At 68.6% G+C, this 17,446-nt stretch carries 14 protein-coding genes and 1 riboswitch; of the genes, 4 read left to right on the top strand and 10 right to left on the bottom strand.

Annotation, left to right across the window (positions count from 1 at the left end; translation table 11 throughout):
• Positions 1-5 precede the first annotated feature (5 nt).
• From ACPT9U_RS10635 to ACPT9U_RS10620, 4 genes are all read right to left on the bottom strand, one after another.
• The gene (locus ACPT9U_RS10635; protein ID WP_435750902.1) at positions 6-983 is read right to left on the bottom strand and encodes a sirohydrochlorin chelatase; all 978 of its coding nucleotides are present in this window, start codon (positions 981-983) and stop codon (positions 6-8) included.
• Positions 980-1,807 (bottom strand): precorrin-4 C(11)-methyltransferase, encoded by an 828-nt coding sequence (cobM, locus tag ACPT9U_RS10630; protein ID WP_435750901.1) that lies wholly within the window; start codon positions 1,805-1,807, stop codon positions 980-982. Before cobM ends, ACPT9U_RS10635 begins: the two co-directional genes overlap by 4 nt.
• Positions 1,807-2,445 carry an energy-coupling factor ABC transporter permease gene (locus ACPT9U_RS10625; RefSeq protein ID WP_435750900.1) on the bottom strand — a complete coding sequence of 213 codons (639 nt, stop codon included), beginning with the start codon at positions 2,443-2,445 and terminating at the stop codon, positions 1,807-1,809. The genes cobM and ACPT9U_RS10625 overlap by 1 nt, the downstream gene beginning before the upstream one ends.
• Positions 2,446-2,716: 271 nt before the next feature.
• Positions 2,717-2,941: riboswitch (cobalamin riboswitch) on the bottom strand.
• A gap of 126 nt (positions 2,942-3,067) precedes the next feature.
• Positions 3,068-4,546: a DEAD/DEAH box helicase gene (locus ACPT9U_RS10620; protein WP_435750899.1), complete on the bottom strand. Its 1,479-nt coding sequence runs from the start codon at positions 4,544-4,546 to the stop codon at positions 3,068-3,070.
• Positions 4,547-4,818: 272 nt separating this feature from the next.
• Between ACPT9U_RS10620 and ACPT9U_RS10615 the strand changes: the two genes are divergently transcribed.
• The gene (locus ACPT9U_RS10615) at positions 4,819-5,967 is read left to right on the top strand and encodes a M48 family metallopeptidase (RefSeq protein WP_435750898.1); all 1,149 of its coding nucleotides are present in this window, start codon (positions 4,819-4,821) and stop codon (positions 5,965-5,967) included.
• A 24-nt stretch (positions 5,968-5,991) separates the two neighbouring features.
• On the opposite strand, the gene ACPT9U_RS10610 is transcribed toward ACPT9U_RS10615, so the two are convergent.
• The 4 genes from ACPT9U_RS10610 to cbiB all read right to left on the bottom strand — a co-directional run bounded on the left by ACPT9U_RS10610 (position 5,992) and on the right by cbiB (position 10,101).
• On the bottom strand, positions 5,992-7,038 hold the full coding sequence (locus tag ACPT9U_RS10610) for an MBL fold metallo-hydrolase (RefSeq protein WP_435750897.1): 1,047 nt from the start codon (positions 7,036-7,038) through the stop codon (positions 5,992-5,994).
• Between the two features lie 174 nt (positions 7,039-7,212).
• Positions 7,213-8,142 carry a cobalamin-binding protein gene (locus tag ACPT9U_RS10605; RefSeq protein WP_435750896.1) on the bottom strand — a complete coding sequence of 310 codons (930 nt, stop codon included), beginning with the start codon at positions 8,140-8,142 and terminating at the stop codon, positions 7,213-7,215.
• A 2-nt stretch (positions 8,143-8,144) separates the two neighbouring features.
• On the bottom strand, positions 8,145-9,134 hold the full coding sequence (gene cobD / locus ACPT9U_RS10600) for a threonine-phosphate decarboxylase CobD (RefSeq protein ID WP_435750895.1): 990 nt from the start codon (positions 9,132-9,134) through the stop codon (positions 8,145-8,147).
• On the bottom strand, positions 9,127-10,101 hold the full coding sequence (cbiB, locus tag ACPT9U_RS10595; protein WP_435750894.1) for an adenosylcobinamide-phosphate synthase CbiB: 975 nt from the start codon (positions 10,099-10,101) through the stop codon (positions 9,127-9,129). The genes cobD and cbiB overlap by 8 nt, the downstream gene beginning before the upstream one ends.
• An 81-nt stretch (positions 10,102-10,182) precedes the next feature.
• Here cbiB and ACPT9U_RS10590 point away from each other — a divergent pair, with 81 nt between their 5' ends.
• From ACPT9U_RS10590 to ACPT9U_RS10580, 3 genes are all read left to right on the top strand, one after another.
• Entirely contained in the window at positions 10,183-11,715 is a 1,533-nt protein-coding gene (locus ACPT9U_RS10590) for a cobyric acid synthase (RefSeq protein WP_418364569.1), read from the top strand.
• Positions 11,712-12,557 carry an NADPH-dependent 7-cyano-7-deazaguanine reductase QueF gene (gene queF, locus ACPT9U_RS10585; RefSeq protein ID WP_435750893.1) on the top strand — a complete coding sequence of 282 codons (846 nt, stop codon included), beginning with the start codon at positions 11,712-11,714 and terminating at the stop codon, positions 12,555-12,557. Before ACPT9U_RS10590 ends, queF begins: the two co-directional genes overlap by 4 nt.
• A gap of 130 nt (positions 12,558-12,687) precedes the next feature.
• Positions 12,688-12,996 carry a c-type cytochrome gene (locus tag ACPT9U_RS10580; protein WP_418364571.1) on the top strand — a complete coding sequence of 103 codons (309 nt, stop codon included), beginning with the start codon at positions 12,688-12,690 and terminating at the stop codon, positions 12,994-12,996.
• A gap of 87 nt (positions 12,997-13,083) precedes the next feature.
• Here the strand turns inward: ACPT9U_RS10580 and ACPT9U_RS10575 are convergent, their stop codons facing one another.
• Both ACPT9U_RS10575 and ACPT9U_RS10570 read right to left on the bottom strand, forming a co-directional pair.
• Complete coding sequence (locus ACPT9U_RS10575; protein WP_418364572.1) at positions 13,084-15,303, bottom strand: EAL domain-containing response regulator; 2,220 nt, start codon at positions 15,301-15,303, stop codon at positions 13,084-13,086.
• A 51-nt stretch (positions 15,304-15,354) separates the two neighbouring features.
• Positions 15,355-17,316 carry an ATP-binding protein gene (locus ACPT9U_RS10570; protein ID WP_418364573.1) on the bottom strand — a complete coding sequence of 654 codons (1,962 nt, stop codon included), beginning with the start codon at positions 17,314-17,316 and terminating at the stop codon, positions 15,355-15,357.
• Positions 17,317-17,446: the final 130 nt, after the last annotated feature.

The raw sequence follows: 17,446 nt of genomic DNA, 5'->3' as shown, positions 1-17,446 counted from the left end.
CGTGTTCAGAGGTGGGCGGAATGGGGGTGGGCATGAGGATGGGCGTGTGCGTTCGTGCCGTGTCCTGCCGTGCAGCCGTGGCTCGCGTAGGCGTGGTCCGCATCCGAGTGGCCGTGATGGCACGCGGTGTGGCTGTGGTCGTGCAGGTGTTCGTCCTCGGCGGCGAGGCGGTAGCGGCAGCCGTCGCACTCAAGCAGGCCGTGGGCGGCACCGGCCCCGGCATCGGCGACGCCCGCGCAGCCCTCGGCCACGCGTGTATCGAGCAGGGCGAAGATGCCTTCGTCGAAGCCGAAGTGGGTTCCGAGCGCGAAGACCAGTTGCGGGTACTGGCGCCGCAGGCGCTCGATCTGGGCCTGGATGCGCTCGATCAGCACGCCTGTGAAGAGGTACACCGGAACGATGCAGATCTGTGTCATGCCGAGCCGAGCCTGGCGCTGCACCACGGTCTCGAGCCGGGGCCAGGTCACGCCGGTGAAGGCGAGTTCGACCAGCTCGTGGTCGCCGTCCTCGAAGATCCAGCGCGCCATCTTGGCGAGCTCGCCGTTGGCGCCAGGGTCCGAGGAGCCGCGGCCGAGCAGCACCACGCCGGTGGTGTGCGGGTCGGGCATGTCGAGCTGGCGCATCAGGCGATCGAGCTGGCCGCGCAGCACGGCGAAAAGCTCGCGCCCCATGCCGAGATGCCGGGTGCAGGCGAAGTCGACGCTGGGGTGGCGCGCGCGGGCGCGCTCGAGTGCGGCCGGCAGCTCCATCTTGACGTGGCCGGCGGCGTTGAGGATGAAGGGGATCGAGAGCACGCGGCGGCTTTCGCGCGCGGCGCGGTCGAGGCCCTCGTCGAGCAGCACGTCGGCGTGCTCGATGAAGCAGGTTTCGATGCGCCAGCCGGGATGGCGTTCGCGCCATTGTGCGGCAAAGTGCAGGATCTCCTTGTTGCCCTCGCGATTGCGCGAGCCGTGACCAACGAGGAGGAGCGTGGTGTCGTTCATGCGGATTCTCCGGTGGCGATGCCGGGTTCTGTGGCTGGCCTCGACGCCTTGCGGAAACGGTGGCCGAAGCCCGGGTCGTAGAGCTTCGAGCGCGCGATATCGGGCCACAGGCGGGCGCCGAGTGCGGGGCTGGCGAGAATCATGGCCTGGCTGGCGATCTTCTCGTCCTGGCAGCGGCGCTTGATGTCGGCCAGGGTGCCGCGCACGATCCTCTCCGCGCCCGGCCAGCTCGCCTTGTGCACCACCACGATCGGGGCATCCTCCGGCCAGCCGGCGGCACGCAGCGCGCGCTGCACCTCGTGCAGCAGGGTGATCGACAGGAAGATGCACAGCGTGCTGCGGTGGGCGGCGAGCGCCTCGAGCGCCTCGCCTGCGGGCATCGGGGTACGGCCGGCAACGCGGGTGAGGATGACGGTCTGGGTGACTTCGGGCAGGGTCAGGGTCTCGCCGGCCGCCGCGGCCGCGGCCATCGCCGAGGACACGCCTGGCACCACCTGCCAGGGAATGCCTGCGGCGTCGAGCGGGCGGGTCATCTCGACGAGCGCGCCGTACAGGCCGGGGTCGCCCGTCTGCAGGCGCACCACGGTGCGGTGACGGGCGCAAGCGTCGATCAGCCAGGCGTTCATGGCCTCGAGCGTCATGTCCTTTGAGTCACGGATCGTGCAGCCGGTGGGCGCGTGCTGCGTTGCCGCCTGATCGACCAGCGAGCCCGCGAACAGGATCGCGCCCGCCTGCTCGAGCAGGCGGCGGCCCTTCACCGTGATCAGGTCCGGGTCGCCGGGGCCCGCGCCGACGAACCAGACCGTGCCGGGCAGGCCGGACATCAGCCGCGCGCCGGGATGGCGAAGCAGAGCTGCACCAATGGGCGGTGGGCCTGCGACTGCAGCAGCCGGACCACGGCCACGGTGAATACCGGCTCGATCAGCACCACCGGCAGGTAGGCGGCGGCGAAGGTCATCCACTCCGCGAAGGGCGTGGCGATCTCGCCCATGGCCAGCCAGAAGCCCACCATCAGTGCGACGCCGGCGTAGTAGCCCGCGTCGAGCTTGAGCACCGCGCCGATGCGGGTGGCGGCGCCGGCGGTGAGCTTGCGGCCCAGCGTGGCATGCAGTGCGAGCAGCGGCACGGCGAGTGAAAGGAAATTCACTCCCAGGTGCAGCAGGTCGGCCGGCTCGAAGATCACGCCCTGCAGCAGCAGGCCGAGGCCGAAGCCGAGCAGGGTGGGCACGAAGCCGAGCGTGAGGTAGATCGGCATGGCGCCGATGAAGTGCAGCTCCGACGCGCCCGCGGGCAGGTGAAAGCTCTGCATGAAAACGGAGAAGAACAGCGCCGCGAGCAGCGTGCGCAGGATGAACTGCGGTTTGCGCAGAAGCTGTGGTGCCTGGGCGGCGACGAGTGCGACGGCGGCGAGGTTGGCGGCGGTGATCTTGGTGCCGGAAAGGATGCCCGGTTCGATGTGCATGATGACTCCCCACGAGTGCATGGAACGACGATGGGAACCACGCGGGCGGGGGGCGGCATGCGGACACGGCGCTGCCGGTGAGCGTGCGCACGCGAGCAGAGCGCGAACGCACGCAGGGCACGGCAGTGCCTGGAGACCGCTTGCACAACGAGTCGGCTGGAGCTTCCGGCGCACGCGGGCAGCCGGCGGAAAACCAGTCGGATCAAACCCACACCCCGGGGCTCACATCAACCTGGAACCTCGCACGCCGCCGCTTGCATGGCGGGCGCGATGTTCCGTACTCGATCGGGCCGGTCTTCTGGCTCGCCGTCTTCCTCGTCCGCCGACCTTCCCGAGCGCAAGGCTCAGTGGCATGTTGGCGGATTCGTCAGGCTCACAGCAGCGGGGGCTGCGCCGGAATGGTCGTTCGCGCACAAGGCGGACGACGTCACCGGACTTCCCGTTTCACCCCGTCCTGCGGTTGCAGGCCGGGGCACCCGGATCGAATGCGGGGCGAAGCATAGGCGAAGGCGGCGCGACAACGCAAGCGTCGTGTCGAACTGCGCGTCTCTTGCCCGGCTTCATTCCCTTGTGCTGCGAAAGGTGTGCAGCGTGTGCCGCGTCGGCGGCAAGCCGCAGTCGTTCAGCGCTTATCGCCGCTCGGTTTTGCGGCAAACAGGGCGGCGCGTGGGGGTTGGCGCCTTCCCGCCTCGGGGCGGGGTGAGGGTTTGCGCGCGACGCCCGTATCACGCGGCTCGGTTGCGCGCGCAGTGCGCGCGCCCTCGCCCTCGGCATGACCTTGTGCTGCCGGGCGCGGGGCGGCTTTGCCCGGGCCACGACCGCTTCTGCTGGCGCCGCGTTCGTCGCGCGCGGGCGCACCCTGGGCGCCTCGGCCGGAGCCGGGGCGACCTCCACCGCGGCGCGGCATGGGGGGGCGGGCGTGGTCGGCGTCATGCGCGGCCTCGCCGCCGGCGCTGGGCACGAAGTCCTCGGCCACGGCGCGGTCGATGCGGCGCTTGATCAGGCGCTCGATCGCGGTGAGCAGGTTGGCCTCTTCCCGGTCGACCAGCGAGATTGCATGCCCTGCGGCGCCAGCGCGGCCCGTGCGGCCGATGCGGTGCACGTAGTCCTCGGGCACGTTGGGAAGCTCGAAGTTGACCACCTGTGGCAACTGGTCGATGTCCAGGCCGCGCGCGGCGATGTCGGTGGCGACCAGCACCGGCAGCGAGCCGTCCTTGAACTGCGCGAGCGCGCGGGTGCGAGCAGCCTGACTCTTGTTGCCGTGGATGGCCGCGGACTCGATGCCGTGCTTGGTGAGGTACTCGGCGAGCTTGTTGGCGCCGTGTTTGGTGCGGGTGAATACCAGCGCCTGGAACCACTGCTTTTCCTTGATCAGATGCGCGAGCAGCTCGCGCTTCTGCTTCTGGCCGACCATGTAGACCGCCTGGTCGACGCGCTCTGCCGTCGTGTTGCGCGGCGCCACCTCGACGGTGGCGGGGTCGTGCAGCAGGCCTTGGGTGAGCTGGCGGATCTCGTCGGAGAACGTGGCCGAGAACAGCAGGTTCTGGCGCTTCTTCGGCAGCAGCGCGAGCACCTTGCGAATGTCGCGGATGAAGCCCATGTCGAGCATGCGGTCGGCTTCGTCCAGCACCAGAAACTCGACGCCCGAGAGGTCGAGCGTGCGCTGGCCGACATGGTCGAGCAGGCGCCCCGGGGTGGCGACGAGGATGTCGACACGCTTCTTCAGTGCCGTGATCTGCGGGTTGATGTTGACGCCACCGAACATGACCAGCGAGGTCAGTGGCAGGTGCTTGCCGTAGGTCTTGACCGACTCTTCCACCTGGGCGGCGAGCTCGCGTGTGGGGGTAAGGATCAGGCAGCGCGGGCGACCGGGCGGATGCGGGTGGGTGTGGGTGGCGGCCAGCATGTGCAGCAGCGGCAGCGTGAAGCCGGCGGTCTTGCCGGTGCCGGTCTGCGCCGCAGCGAGCAGGTCGCGGCCGGACAGCACCTCGGGAATGGCCTGTGCCTGGATGGGCGTCGGGTGGGTGTAGCCCGCCTCGCCGATGGCGCGCAGGATGGGTTCGGCCAGCGCGAGGCTGGCGAAAGTCAATTCGGGATTCATTCGATGGTCCGGCGCGAGCCCGCCGCGTTCGAGCGGCACCAATCCGGGCTGCGGGAAGAGATCCGGCTGGCTGCACGCGGAAGGCGCGGGCCGCATGGATCGTTTCAGGAAACGCTGCATCGACTGGTGCACTGCAGCGAGGCGCCACTATAAGCGCTTGGGCGGCGATATGCGAGGCCTTTCGGCGCTCTTTCGCAAGGGTTCGATACCATGCGCATGAATATTGCGCTTTGGTTACAATTCGACCTCCTTCAACGTGTCCGGCAGCCGCCATGAGCGCATTCCTGCCCCGTCCGAGCGTCCTTCGCCTGCGCGAGCGGATGGCCATCCGTCTCGCCCTGGTTTCGCTGTCCGGGATTGCGTTGCTGCTCGGCGCGGTGGGTCTTGCGGCATGGCTCGCGGCGGCAAGCGCAGGCGCTGCGCTGCAGGCGATCGACCATGGACTTCCGCTGCGGACGCTGGCCTGGGTCGCCGTGGGGCTGGTGCTCGCCTGGTTGGCCTCATGGGGGTTGGGGGCGATGCTGCGGCTCGCACCCCGCGCCGAGGGCGTACCGCTTACGCGCCAGTCGGCCGAGGAGCTCTTTCGCCTGGTCGATGAGCTCTCCGAACGCGCTGGCATTCCTCCGCTTCACCATCTGCGCATCACCGAAGACATCAACGCTGCGGTGGTGCAGAGACCGAGCCTTGGGCTCGGTGGCAGGTTGCGAACCGAACTGCAGATCGGGCTTCCACTCGTCCATGGTCTGTCACCGATGCAGTTTGGTGCCGTGCTTGCGCATGAACTGGGCCACATTGCCGCGCAGCGTCTGGGCTGGTGCGGCTGGGGGGCCTTCCTGAGGGCATGGTGGATGCGCATCCTCGATGCGCTCGCGCTGAATCTGCCGGCGAGGCTGCGCTGGCTGGAGTCCCGTATCGATGGTTATTGCCGGCACATGCTCCGGCTCGCGCGTGTGGAGGAGCTCGAGGCCGACAGTGTCGCGGCACGCCTGGTCGGCGCCGAGTTGGTGGGGCAGACGCTGGTGGAGTTGAGCCGAAAGGCCCACTTCCTGCATCATGACTACTGGCCTCGGCACCAAGCCTTGCGGGTGGCAGGGTGCTCGTCCGCGCTGCGTCCGTATCGTGAGATGGGGTGCGGATTTGCCACGGCATATCCATGCGTGGCGCTGGCGTGTGCGCAGGCCGTGGGTGACGGCGAATGCCGCCCCGACCCGTTCCATCCCAGCCTGCGTCGCCGCCTGCGGGCGCTCCGGTTTGCTGGTCAGGGGCCGGCGACCAGACCGGGCACGGCCGCCGACCAATACCTCGGCGGAGCCCTTCCTGGCCTGGCTCGCGTGTTCGACCGGGCCTGGGAAGAACTGGTGCACTGCAAGCGCCACCCCATGGTGGCGGGTCGTGGCGGGGCGGACGAGCCGCGCGACTGAACGTTCCTCCGCTTGTGCGGCGGCTCAGAAGGCCGCGCGTTCGGCCTCGAGGTAGGCGAGGCTGACGTACTTGCCGATGTTGCCCTCGAAGCCCGCGGTCTCGGCTGCCTTGCCCGCGACGCGCGGATCCTGCAGCACGCGCTCCCTGGCTTCCTCCATGCCGGCCATCTCTTCCACCGCGTGCAGGCAGTTCTCGTAGATGCCCTCGAATAATTCGCGGTTCCATGCCAGCACCTCCCCGCTCGCGTGCCCGTGGCCGGGTACCCAGATGCGCGAAGGGGCATTGCGCTCCAGCTCGTCATAGAAATGGAAGGTGCCGACGTAGGAGCCGTCGTCCATGTTGGCGATGCGCCGGTCCATGGCGACGTCGCCCACATGGGTGAGTGCGTCCTCCACCACCTGCACGCAGATGTCGCCGGGCGTGTGCGCGACGCCGTAATGATGGACGCGCAGCGTGACGTCGCCGAAGCGGAAGTGGTCGCCATGAACGGTGTCGCGGTTGGGTGCGACGATACGCGTGCCGGCGGTGGCCTGGTTGGTCCATCTTTCCAGCATGCTCTGCCACATGCTGCCCTGCACGCCCTCGATCTCGCGCCGGCTCCGCGGGTGAGCGTAGATCGGCAGATCTGCGCCGAAAGCGTCTACGAAGGCGTGGTTGGCCAGCCAGTGGTCGCCGTGGTAGTGGGTGTTGAAGATCGCCACGACTGGCTTGTCGGTCACGGTGCGGATCATGCGCAGGGCCATCTCGCCGATCTGTACCGAGCCCCCCGGGTCGATCATCACCACCCCCTCGTGCGTTACGACGAAGGTGACGTTGCTCATCATCCCCTGGTTCTCGGGCGTGGGAAAGCCGTCCTTCGCCCAGATCATCCACACATGCTCGGAAAGCTGTGCCGGCTGGATGTCGGGAACCGCCGGGCCGCGAATGAAGTCGTTCAACTCCTTCGCGAAGGCGGTGATCGGCGCCCACTGGGTGCCGATGCCGGCGAGGGCGGCGGCGCCGAGGCCGAGCTTGATCATCTGGCGCCGGGACAGTGGAACGCCGGGGCGTGGGGCGTCTGGGGTGCGCATGGTCGTCTCCTCCTCTTGTGGGGTGTGAGGAGCATATTAACGAAAACCGATGCGCGCACGCTGCCGGGGGTGTGATTCTGCTTGCGCGGAGGAGCGTGGAGAAGTGCGGAGAGCGGGGGCGTGCGCCCGCAGCAAGGATCGGGCGGGCGCGTGTGCGGCCCGGACCTCGAGCGCTCAGTTCCCTCGCGCGCTGCCGGCCGGCCTGCGCGCGCGGGCCTGCTCGAGCTGATCGCACAGGCGGCTTGCGCCGTCGAGGATGCGCGGGGTGTGTCGCTGGATGTGGTCAGGGCGGATGAAGAAAAGGTTGTCGCGCGTGGCGGCTTCGAGCTGTGGCCAGCGTGACCATTGGCTGAGCCACTCCGGTCGCGCCTCACCCATCCCGCTGGCAACGATCACTTCCGGATTGGCGGCGAGGACCGCTTCCACGCTGATCGTGGGTGCGAGCTGCGACAGGCTGCCGAACACGTTCTCGCCGCCGCACAGGCGGATCACGTCGGCGATCAGGTGCTCGTCGTTCACCGTCATCAGCGGGCGGTCCCAGATCTGGTAGAAGGTGCGTACCTTCGGGCGGCGGGTGTAGTGCGCCGAGAGCTCGGCGTGGCGGGCGCGGAACGCACTTGCGGAAGCTTCGGCTGCCGCCTCGGTGCCGGCCAGGCGGCCGAACTGCTCCAGGCTGCGGGCGACGTCCTTCAGGCTGCGTGGTTCGTTCAGGTATACCGGAACGCCGAGCGCCTCCAGCCTGGCGAGGTGACCTTCGCGGTTGCCGCTTTGCCAGCCGATGATGAGGTCCGGGCGCAGGGCAGCGATCGCCTCGAGGTCGATCTGGGTGTAGCCACCGACCTGAGGCAGGGATTTTGCCGCCTCCGGGTAGTCGCTGTATGCGACCACGCCGACCACCTTGTCACCGGCGCCGGCGGCAAACAACACCTCGGTAACGTGCGGTGCCAGACTCACGATCCGTTGCGCCGGTGCGGGCAGGGTGATCTCGCGCCCGGCATCGTCGGTCAGCACAATCCCCGCATGCGTGGATGCCGGCAGCAGTGTGCCGCAAAGCAATGTGGAAGCGAGCGCGAGGACAGTGAGGGCGGAGCGGGTGTCGTGCATGGTCATTCATCCATGGGGTGCGGGAGACAGGCTTCGAGCGCGGCCTGCAGGCGCTGCCATCCGGACTCGTCTGCGGGCAGGCCGAAACGTAGCGCGGGCGGATCGTCGAACTGGCGCAGCAGGATGCCGCGGCGGGCGAAGGCGGCATGCAGTGCTGCGGCGTGCGGGGTGCAGACCCGCTGGAACAGGGCCGGACCTTGCGGGCGTAGACCGTGTTCGGTGAGCAGGCGGTGCAGGCGCTGGCCTGCCGCGCCCAGGGCCGTGCGTGCGCTGGCCTGCCAGGCGGTGTCGGCCAGCGCATGGCGGGCCACCCAGCGTGCCGGGCCCGAGAGCGTCCACGGGCCGAGCTGTTCGGCCAGTGCGTCGCGGATTTCGGTGGGCGCGAACACGAAGCCTACGCGAGCGCCCGCAAGGCCGAAGAACTTGCCCAGCGAGCGCAGCACGACCAGCCCCGGCTGTCCCGCCAGCGGTGCCAGGCTGCGCTCCGGCGTGGTGTCGATGAAGGCCTCGTCCACCACCAGCCAGCCGCCGCGCCGGGCGAGGTGTGCATGCCAGTCGAGCAGGCGCTCGCGCGGGAAATGCTCGCCGGTGGGGTTGTTGGGCTGCACCAGCACGACGATGTCGCTGCGTTCAACGGCGGCGTCGAGCGCGGTGGCGTCCACCGCGCGTGGTGTTCGCGTGCGCCAGGCATGGGCATGTTCGGCGTAGCCAGGGGCGAGCAGACTCACGCGCTCGCCGCCCAGTACGGCGGGCAGTGCCTGGATTGCCGGCTGGGAGCCTGCCACCGGAAGCAGCGCAGTGCTGCCGTAGTAGGCCGCCGCCGCCCCCTCCAGGCCGTCGTCGTCTTCGGGCAGGCGCTGCCAGGCCGAGGCGGGAATCGCCGGCACCGGGTAGCCGACCGGGTGGATGCCGGTGGACAGGTCGAGCCAGTCGGCGAGCGGGATGCCATACCGGGCTGCGGCGTGGCGCAGGCGTCCGCCGTGCTCAAGCATGGCCGGCGCCCGCGGCCGATAGCAGGCCCAGCGACAGGCCAGCGATGCACAGCACGGCGAGCCACAGCCAGGCCCCGCGCCGGACCAGCGACACCGCACCGAGGATGCTGGCCGGGCCGGCCTCGCGCCCGGTGCCGAGCACCGGGCGGTGCTCCTCATGTCCGTGGTAGGTCGCCGTACCGCCCAGGCGCACGCCCAGCGCGCCCGCGCCGGCCGCCATCACCGGGCCGGCGTTGGGGCTGTCCCATTGCGGCGCCTGCGTGCGCCAGCAGGCCAGCGCCTCGCGCGTGTGGCCGAGTACGGCGTAGGTGAGGGCGGTCAGCCGGGCCGGCAGGAGGTTGAGCGCGTCGTCCACCCTGGCCGCAGCCCAGCCGAAGTGCAGGAAGCGCGGCGTGCGGTAGCCCCACATCGCGTCCAGCGTGTTCGCCAGGCGGAATAGCAGCGCGCCCGCGCCGCCCGCGAGCACGAACCAGAACAGCGCGCCGAAGACCGCGTCGTTGCCGTTTTCGAGCACGGACTCGGTGGCGGCCTTGGCGACGCCCTGCGCGTCCAGGGCCTGCGTGTCGCGGCTCACGATCCAGCCCACGCGCGTCCGTGCTGCCTGCAGGTCACCGTTTGCGAGCGGGGTGGCGACTGCGCGTGCATGTTCGGCCAGGCTGCGCCCGCCGAGCGCGAAGTAGAGCAGGGCTACATCCACGGCCCAGTGCGCCTGCGGGTGCAGGCTGCGCAGCCACAGCGCGAGCGCCAGCCAGGGCAGCACCGCGAGCGACCAGGCGAGCAGCCCCGCAAGGCGGGTGCCCGTCTCGTTGGCACCGTAGGCAAGCCTGCGGCACGCTCGCTCGGCCCGGCTTGCCCAGTGCCCGAAGCCGATCAGCGGGTGCAGGCGCCGCACCTCGCCGAAGGCGCGATCGGCAAGCAGGCCGGCAGCCATCTTGAGGGCGAGGACGAGGGGGAGGGAGAGTTCCATCGGGTAGCGATCCGGCAGGTACGAGAAAGGACGCGAATCGGCGATAATCCGGCCCTTTTGCAAGGAAGCGGATTCTACGCGATGTCTTCCCCGATCACGCTGATGGTCCAGGGCACCACCTCGGACGCCGGCAAGAGCACGCTGGTCGCCGGGCTGGCCCGTTGCCTGCGCCGGCGCGGGCTGCGGGTGGCGCCGTTCAAGCCGCAGAACATGGCGCTCAACTCCGCCGTCACCGTCGACGGTGGCGAGATCGGCCGTGCCCAGGCGCTGCAGGCCCTGGCGGCCGGCGTGGCGCCGCATACCGACTTCAACCCGGTCCTGCTCAAGCCTTCGACCGACATCGGCGCCCAGGTCATCCTCCATGGCCGCGCCGTCGCCAACCTGTCGGCACGCGACTATCACGCCTACAAGCCGACCGCGATGGCCGCGGTGATGCAGAGTTGGGGGCGCCTGTGCGCTGCCTACGATGCGGTACTGGTCGAGGGCGCCGGCAGTCCGGCCGAAATCAACCTTCGCGATCGTGATATCGCCAACATGGGCTTCGCCGAAGCCGCGGACGTGCCGGTGGTGCTGGTCGCCGACATCGATCGCGGCGGTGTGTTCGCGCATCTGGTGGGCACGCTGGAACTTCTTTCCCCCTCGGAGCAGGCGCGGGTGAAGGGCTTCGTCATCAACCGCTTCCGCGGTGACATCGGCCTGCTGCAGTCCGGACTCGACTGGCTTGAGGCCCGTACCGGGCGCAAGGTGTTCGGCGTGATGCCCTATCTGCATGGGCTGTTCCTCGATGCGGAGGACGCACTCGCCGACGCCGCGACCGACGTGCGTGCAGGCGAGGATGCGCTGCGCGTGATTGCGCCTGCGTATCCGCGCATCTCCAACCACACCGACCTCGACCCTCTGCGGCTGCATCCGCAGGTGGACTTCCGCTGGGTGGGGCCGGGGCAGGCGATCCCGCCTGCGGACCTGATTGTGCTTCCGGGCTCCAAGAGCGTGCAGGCCGACCTCGCCTGGCTGCGTGCGCAGGGCTGGGAGGCCGCGATCCGCCGGCATCTGCGGTATGGCGGGCGGCTGATCGGCATCTGTGGCGGCTTCCAGATGCTCGGCGGCGAACTCGCCGACCCGCTCGGGATCGAAGGCAGTGCCGGCAGCGTGGACGGGCTGGGTCTGCTCGACATGCGCACCGAGCTCGCACCGGAGAAGCAGCTGCGCAATGTCTCAGGACAGCTGGCTGCGCTTGAGGGTGTGGCGGCCCTCGGGCCGGATGTCGCGCGAGGCGCCGCTCCGGTCGCGGGCTACGAGATCCATATGGGCGTCAGCGCAGGGCCGGCGCTCGAGCGGCCGGCGCTGGTGCTGCAGGACGCGGGCGGACAACGCCCGGACGGTGCGCTCTCGCCCGACGGACAGGTGCTCGGCACCTATGTGCACGGACTGTTCGAGGCGCCGGCTGCGCTGTCGGCCCTGCTGCAATGGGCGGGCCTGGAGAAGGTGCAGTTCGTCGACCTCGGCGCGCGCCGCGAGGCCGATCTCGACCGGCTCGCCGACGCGGTCGAGCAGAGCGTCGATCTCCATGCACTGTTCGACGGATCTTTATCCCGAGTATCGAGGCCAGCATGAACACTGAAAACACGCGCCGGCACGGCGCCGAATCCTCGCTGCTTGGCCAGGCGGTCGCCTATCGCGACACGTATGCCCCCGAGCTGTTGTTCCCGATCGAGCGCCAGCTCAAGCGGGATGAACTGGGCCTGCGTGCCGAAGCGCTGCCCTTCGTCGGCGAGGATCTGTGGAACGCGTACGAACTGTCCTGGCTCGATTCACGAGGCAAGCCGGTGGTCGCGCTCGGCGAATTCCGTGTGCCGGCCTCGTCGCCGCGGCTGATCGAGTCGAAGTCGCTGAAGCTCTATCTGAACGCCTTCAACCAGCAGCGCTTTGCCGACGTGGAAGCGGTGCGCCAACTCATCGCGCAGGACCTTTCGGCCGCGGCCGGGGCCCTGGTGGGTGTGCGGCTGAGTCCGTTGAGCGAACAGCCCTTGCGCCGCTTCGGGTATCCGCAGGGGGTCTGTCTAGACACCCTCGACATCGACATTGACCGTTACCTGCCTGCGCCCGAATTGTTGCGCGCGGGCGGGCACGAGGTGGAGGAGACACTGTACTCCCATCTGCTCAAGTCGAACTGCCTCGTCACCGGTCAGCCCGACTGGGGCATGCTGGTGGTGCGCTACCGCGGGCCGGCCATCGAGCGGGAGGGGCTGTTGCGCTACATCGTGTCCTTCCGTTCACACAACGAGTTTCACGAGCAGTGTGTGGAGCGCGTGTTCTGCGACCTGCTCGCGCGCTGCAAGCCTGTGCGGCTCGCGGTATGGGCGCGCTATACCCGGCGCGGCGGGCTGGACATCAACCCGTTCCGCGCGACGCACGTGGCGCTGGCTGCCGATGAGGTGATGGAGGTGCGGCAATGAGCGTCTGTCGTGTCCGCGATGGTGATTGGAAATACGCAACAAGGTATTGCATTTGATCTGGATCCATGGCGCGCCGCAGGAGCCTGGGTTAACATCGGCCCGTAATCACCAACAACACGAGGTAATGAACATGAAGGCTCTGGTTGCTGCTGCAGTTGCTGCAGGTCTCCTCTCCGCTTCGCCCGCGTTCGCTTCCGAGGCGCTGGCCAAGTCCAAGAACTGCATGGCCTGTCACGCAGTGGACAAGAAGCTGGTCGGCCCGTCCTACAAGGATGTCGCCGCGAAGTACGCCGGCCAGGCCGACGCCGCGGCCATGCTCGCCGACAAGGTCAAGAAGGGTGGTGTGGGCGTCTGGGGCAAGGTTCCGATGCCTCCCAATCCGCAGGTGAATGACGCCGATGCGACCGCGCTGGTCGAGTGGGTGCTGTCGCTGAAGTAAGCGTCGTGTGGGCCACTGCCGCGTGGCGGTGGCTGCGAATGGAAAAAGGGTCGGCCTGCCGGCCCTTTTTTATGGGCGCCGTTCCGCTCAGCCCGGCTCGGCGCAGGGGGCGCCGAGGATGGGGTCTTCCAGCGACGTGAACAGGGCTTCCGGACGCGTCAGCCATTCGCCGACCTGCTCGGCGGGCGCCGCGCGCGCAAAGAGGTAGCCCTGCATGATGTCGCAGCCCAGTGCGTGCAGGGCTTCGGCCTGTTCCCTGTTCTCCACGCCTTCGGCGATCAGGTCGAGCTCGAAGCCGCGCGCGATGCCGCTGATGGCGGAGATGATCGGGTTGGTCATCGGGCCTTCGAGGTCGCGCACGAAGCTGCGGTCGATCTTGATTGTGTTGACCGGGAACTTCTGCAGGTAGGCCAGCGCCGAGTAGCCGGTGCCGAAGTCGTCGATCGCGACGCTGATGCCGGCGGCGCGCAGGGCGCGCACCTTGGCCGCCACGCCGGCGGCGTCATCCATCATCAGGCTTTCGGTGATCTCCACCTCGATGTGTCCTGGCTCGACGCCGTGCCGGCCGATGCAGGCGGAGACGGAATCGACGATGTCGTGGCGATGGAAGTCGTGGGCGGAAAGGTTGACCGAGATCTGCGGTGCGGCAATGCCTTCGCTCTGCCAGCGCGCGAGCTGGGCGCAGCTGGTTTCGAGCACCCATGTGCTGATCTCGCCGATGAGGCCCACTTCCTCCGCGACCTGGACGAAAGTGGCGGGCGAGACCGGGCCCAGCGCGGGGTGATTCCAGCGCAGCAGGGCTTCGAGGCCGACGATGCGGCGGGCGGTGAAGCTGACCTGGGGCTGGTAGTGCAGTTCGAGCTCGTTGCGTGCGAGCGCGCTGCGCAGGTCGTTCTCCAGCGCGATGCGGTCGCGGTGGCGGGTGTTCAGTTCGGGGTCGAAGAAGCGGTAGCCGTTCTTGCCGGAGCGCTTGACCTGATACATCGCGATGTCGGCGTGCCGGGTCAGATCTTCCGAAGTATTGCCGTCGCGCGGGAAGAGCGCGATTCCGACACTCACCGTGGCACGAAACTCGCCCCGGCTCAAGGCGATCGGTTCGTCGAGCGCAGCGATGACCTTGCGCGCGATGGTCTCCGCATCCTCGGGGTGGGCGATGTCCGGCAGCAGGATGGTGAACTCGTCCCCACCCAGGCGGGCGAGGGTGTCTCCACGGCGTAGCGCCGCGGTCAGCCGGCTGGCGATTGCGCGCAGCAGCGCGTCGCCTTCGGCATGGCCGAAGGTGTCATTCACGAGCTTGAATCGGTCAACATCCACGAACATGACCGCCAGGGCGCCCGTGCGGCGCTGCGCTTGCGCGATCGACAGCTCAAGCCTGTCCTTGAAAAGCACGCGGTTGGGAAGGTGGGTGAGCTGGTCGTGATAGGCCTGAAAGGAGATGATCTCCTCGGCCCGCTTGCGCTCGGAGATGTCGCGCGCGACGCCGTACAGGCCGACCACGCGGCGCTCGCCTTCCTGCGTGATCATCGGGATGGCGGTCAGCGAGACTGTGACGCTGTCGCCCTCTGCGCCGGCGGTGTTGGCCCTATGGCGGCGCAGCCGGAGCTCGACATGGAAGCTCTCCCCCGGCAGGGCGCTGGGCTTGCTGAGCAGGCTGTCGATGCGGTCGATGTCCTCGGGCATCACCAGTGTGGTGAAGGGACGGCGCAGCAGCGCATTGCGCTCGTAACCGAGCAGCGCCTTGACGCGCGGGTTGAGGTAGGTGAAGCGGCCGGCGCCGTCGAGCGTGAAGATGATGTCGGGCGAGCTCTCGACGAGGTAGCGGTGCAGGCGCTCCGAGGCCTTCAGGCGCTTGCTCATCAGCTTGTTGGTGCGCTCGAGCGTTCCCTTGTGCAACGCGCTGTCGACGGCGCGCTGGAGTTGGGCGACGTGATAGGGCTTGCGTACGAAGTCGTCTGCACCGCCGCGCAGGGCGCCAATGGCCGCGTCGATCGCATCTTCGCCGGTGATGACGACCACGGCTTCGTCGCGCTGGTGGTCGGAAAGCCATTCCAGCAGGGCGAGGCCGTTCGCGTCAGGCAGGCGATAGTCGAGCAGGATCAGCGCGTAGTGCTTGCGCTCGAGGCAGGCGATCGCTTCAGAGATGCTGCCGCATTCGTCGAAAACCCGGCCGGGCCTAGCGAGGACGTGGGGAAAAGTCTTCCTGAGCGAGGGGTCGTCGTCGACGATGAGAATGCGCGTGGATTCGCTGGTGGCGGCCTTTTCGTCAACCGTACGGGCCTGGACGGCTTGATCTGTCGGCGGTGTCATGGCTCCAGGAATCAGGAGGGGGCGGGATTGTCAGTCCCCATGATGCAACACTCAGCCGACTTCTTCCAGCGGGATCATCACCTGGAAGCTCGTTCCGGTCCCGGGCTGGCTGCGGCAGAGCAGCGTCGCGCCCCATTTCGCGAGGATCTCGCGCACGATGCTTAGCCCCACGCCGCGGTGCGTCCCGCCCTTTTCGCTTGGGCGCGGCGAAAGCGGATCGCGGGCGCGTTCGGGCGGAAGACCCGGTCCATTGTCCACGAAGCGGATCTCGAGGCAGTTGCGTCCGTCGACATTGACCAGCGGCAACACCGAGACGATCAGGCGCTGTCCTGGCTGGAGCGCCTCGGAGGCGTTGCGGAACAGGTTGAGCAGGACCTGCTTGAGCGCCGAAGGCGGGATGGCTGCGGGCGGCACGTCACGCGCGGCGCGCAGTTCGAGCTGGATGTCCCGGCTGCTGAACAGCGGCTCGCCGTATAGCGTGCGCATGTCGAGAAGCAGCTCGGGGACGCGGCAGGCGCGCGACTCCGGGCTCTGGGCGGGAAGGTCTGCGGAATTGCGCAGGAGGTTGTCGATCCGGTCGAGCTCGGCATTGAGCAGGCTGAGCTCGTCCTGCAGCGGTGTGTCGGCAGAGCGCTCTTGCGCCAGCATGCCGAGCCGGCTCTTGAGCACCGTGAGCGGATTGCTCGCTTCATGAGCCAGTTTGCGCATGTGGTCCCGGAAGCGCGCCTGCAGCGCGCTCTCGCGCTCGGTGATCTCGCGTGCATGGCGGTGGTGGCTGCGCAGCGCGCGTGCGGCGGCTCCGAGCAGCGCGACGTAGCGCCAGCGCATTTCGCTGTCGAGCGCCTGCCGGCCAAGCGTTGGCACCAGGGCCACCGAGGGGTCCTCCTCCGAGCCGAGCGGAAGCACCTGGAAGCCCGGGTGGCCCAGCCATCGGGCAATCTGCCAGTCGACGACGCTGCGCCCCGGGCTTTGTGTCTGCGTGGTGAATTCAGCCGGCTGCCCACTGCGGGCGGAAAGTGCGATGCAGCTCGCGGCGTCGTCCAGGCGCAGCCCGAGCTCGCCGATCAGGGCCTCGGGGCTGCCGTCGGGGGGTGTCAGAAGTGGGTGAAGGACGCCCCGGTCGTCACAGCCAAGGAGCACGGGGGCTACACGCAGGCCAAAAAGCGGGCAGGCGATGTTCAGACGCTCGCGGACTGTGGCAGCGTCCAGGTCTACGAAGGCCGCGGTGAGCAGGCCGAGCATGCCGGCGCTGCGGTATGGGTCATCGATCAGACGTGGCCGCGCCTGCGCAGCGGCGGGGCGGCCTGCGGTGGGAGGTGCGGGCGGATAGGCTGCATGGCCCGAAACGATGTAGCCCACGTCGGTGCGCAGGCTCATCACGCTCGCGGACTCCAGGCCGGTCAGGCGTGCAACCTGTGCGGCCTGATCCTGCCAGTCCTGGGCGACGAGGCGCTCGGCAGCGGCGATCAGGGCGATCAGGGGGTGTGCGGCGGCAATCTGTTCGTCGAGCAGTCCCCGCACTTCAAGAGCATCCGCGAGTGTGGGCGGCAGGCCGCAATCGTGAATCAGTGCGGGCAGGCTCGGGCGCTGGCCTGTACGCCACCGCTCGGATCCGGTCAGTCCGCGCCACAATCCGGCGAGGTAGGCCTCGTCCGTGCGCGGGTAGCCGGTTTCGATTGCCAGGTGCAGTGCGCATTCGGCGCGCAGCAGGGAATTGTCAGGCGTATCGTCGGCTTCTTCGCCCAGGTGCCCCAGTCCCAGCAGCCAGGCGCGCAGCAGATCGGCCCCGGTGCGCTCCAGTCGCTTCCGCAGCGCGCTGTTGAGCCCCTCCTGAAGCTCGCCCGCGCACAGTGGCTCGGCGAGCAGCAGCGCAAGGCACAAGGCCGGGTCCCGCGCGGCGACCAGTGCAATCTCGGGCCAGTTCGGCGCCTGCGCGGCCAGCAGGCGCAGGATGGTCGACGCACCATCCGGCAGCGGCTGCAGTTCGAAGGCGGAGAATTGGGTCAGCTGCATCGGGTGCACGGACAGTTGGATATCCGTCGCATTCTAGTGTAGTGCTGCATTTTGTTTGGAACTTAAGCGGCTGTTTGCGCGGATGACCTTCTGCAGGATGTCGCGAGCGCTCTTGGTCCAGATGAAGGGC

Source organism: Thauera sp. AutoDN2 (genome assembly GCF_051280715.1).
GTDB lineage: Bacteria > Pseudomonadota > Gammaproteobacteria > Burkholderiales > Rhodocyclaceae > Thauera.
This window is presented reverse-complemented; position numbering and strand designations above follow the sequence as displayed.

Bases quoted from the DNA above. Each gene is read 5' to 3' on its own strand.
- cobM (WP_435750901.1), bottom strand. From the start codon at position 1,807: ATGTCCGGCCTGCCCGGCACGGTCTGGTTCGTCGGCGCGGGCCCCGGC.
- cobD (WP_435750895.1), bottom strand. From the start codon at position 9,134: ATGCTTGAGCACGGCGGACGCCTGCGCCACGCCGCAGCCCGGTATGGC.
- ACPT9U_RS10590 (WP_418364569.1), top strand. From the start codon at position 10,183: ATGTCTTCCCCGATCACGCTGATGGTCCAGGGCACCACCTCGGACGCC.
- ACPT9U_RS10570 (WP_418364573.1), bottom strand. From the start codon at position 17,316: ATGCAGCTGACCCAATTCTCCGCCTTCGAACTGCAGCCGCTGCCGGAT.
- ACPT9U_RS10620 (WP_435750899.1), bottom strand. From the start codon at position 4,546: ATGAATCCCGAATTGACTTTCGCCAGCCTCGCGCTGGCCGAACCCATC.
- ACPT9U_RS10575 (WP_418364572.1), bottom strand. From the start codon at position 15,303: ATGACACCGCCGACAGATCAAGCCGTCCAGGCCCGTACGGTTGACGAA.
- ACPT9U_RS10615 (WP_435750898.1), top strand. From the start codon at position 4,819: ATGAGCGCATTCCTGCCCCGTCCGAGCGTCCTTCGCCTGCGCGAGCGG.
- queF (WP_435750893.1), top strand. From the start codon at position 11,712: ATGAACACTGAAAACACGCGCCGGCACGGCGCCGAATCCTCGCTGCTT.
- ACPT9U_RS10610 (WP_435750897.1), bottom strand. From the start codon at position 7,038: ATGCGCACCCCAGACGCCCCACGCCCCGGCGTTCCACTGTCCCGGCGC.
- ACPT9U_RS10580 (WP_418364571.1), top strand. From the start codon at position 12,688: ATGAAGGCTCTGGTTGCTGCTGCAGTTGCTGCAGGTCTCCTCTCCGCT.
- ACPT9U_RS10635 (WP_435750902.1), bottom strand. From the start codon at position 983: ATGAACGACACCACGCTCCTCCTCGTTGGTCACGGCTCGCGCAATCGC.
- cbiB (WP_435750894.1), bottom strand. From the start codon at position 10,101: ATGGAACTCTCCCTCCCCCTCGTCCTCGCCCTCAAGATGGCTGCCGGC.
- ACPT9U_RS10625 (WP_435750900.1), bottom strand. From the start codon at position 2,445: ATGCACATCGAACCGGGCATCCTTTCCGGCACCAAGATCACCGCCGCC.
- ACPT9U_RS10605 (WP_435750896.1), bottom strand. From the start codon at position 8,142: ATGCACGACACCCGCTCCGCCCTCACTGTCCTCGCGCTCGCTTCCACA.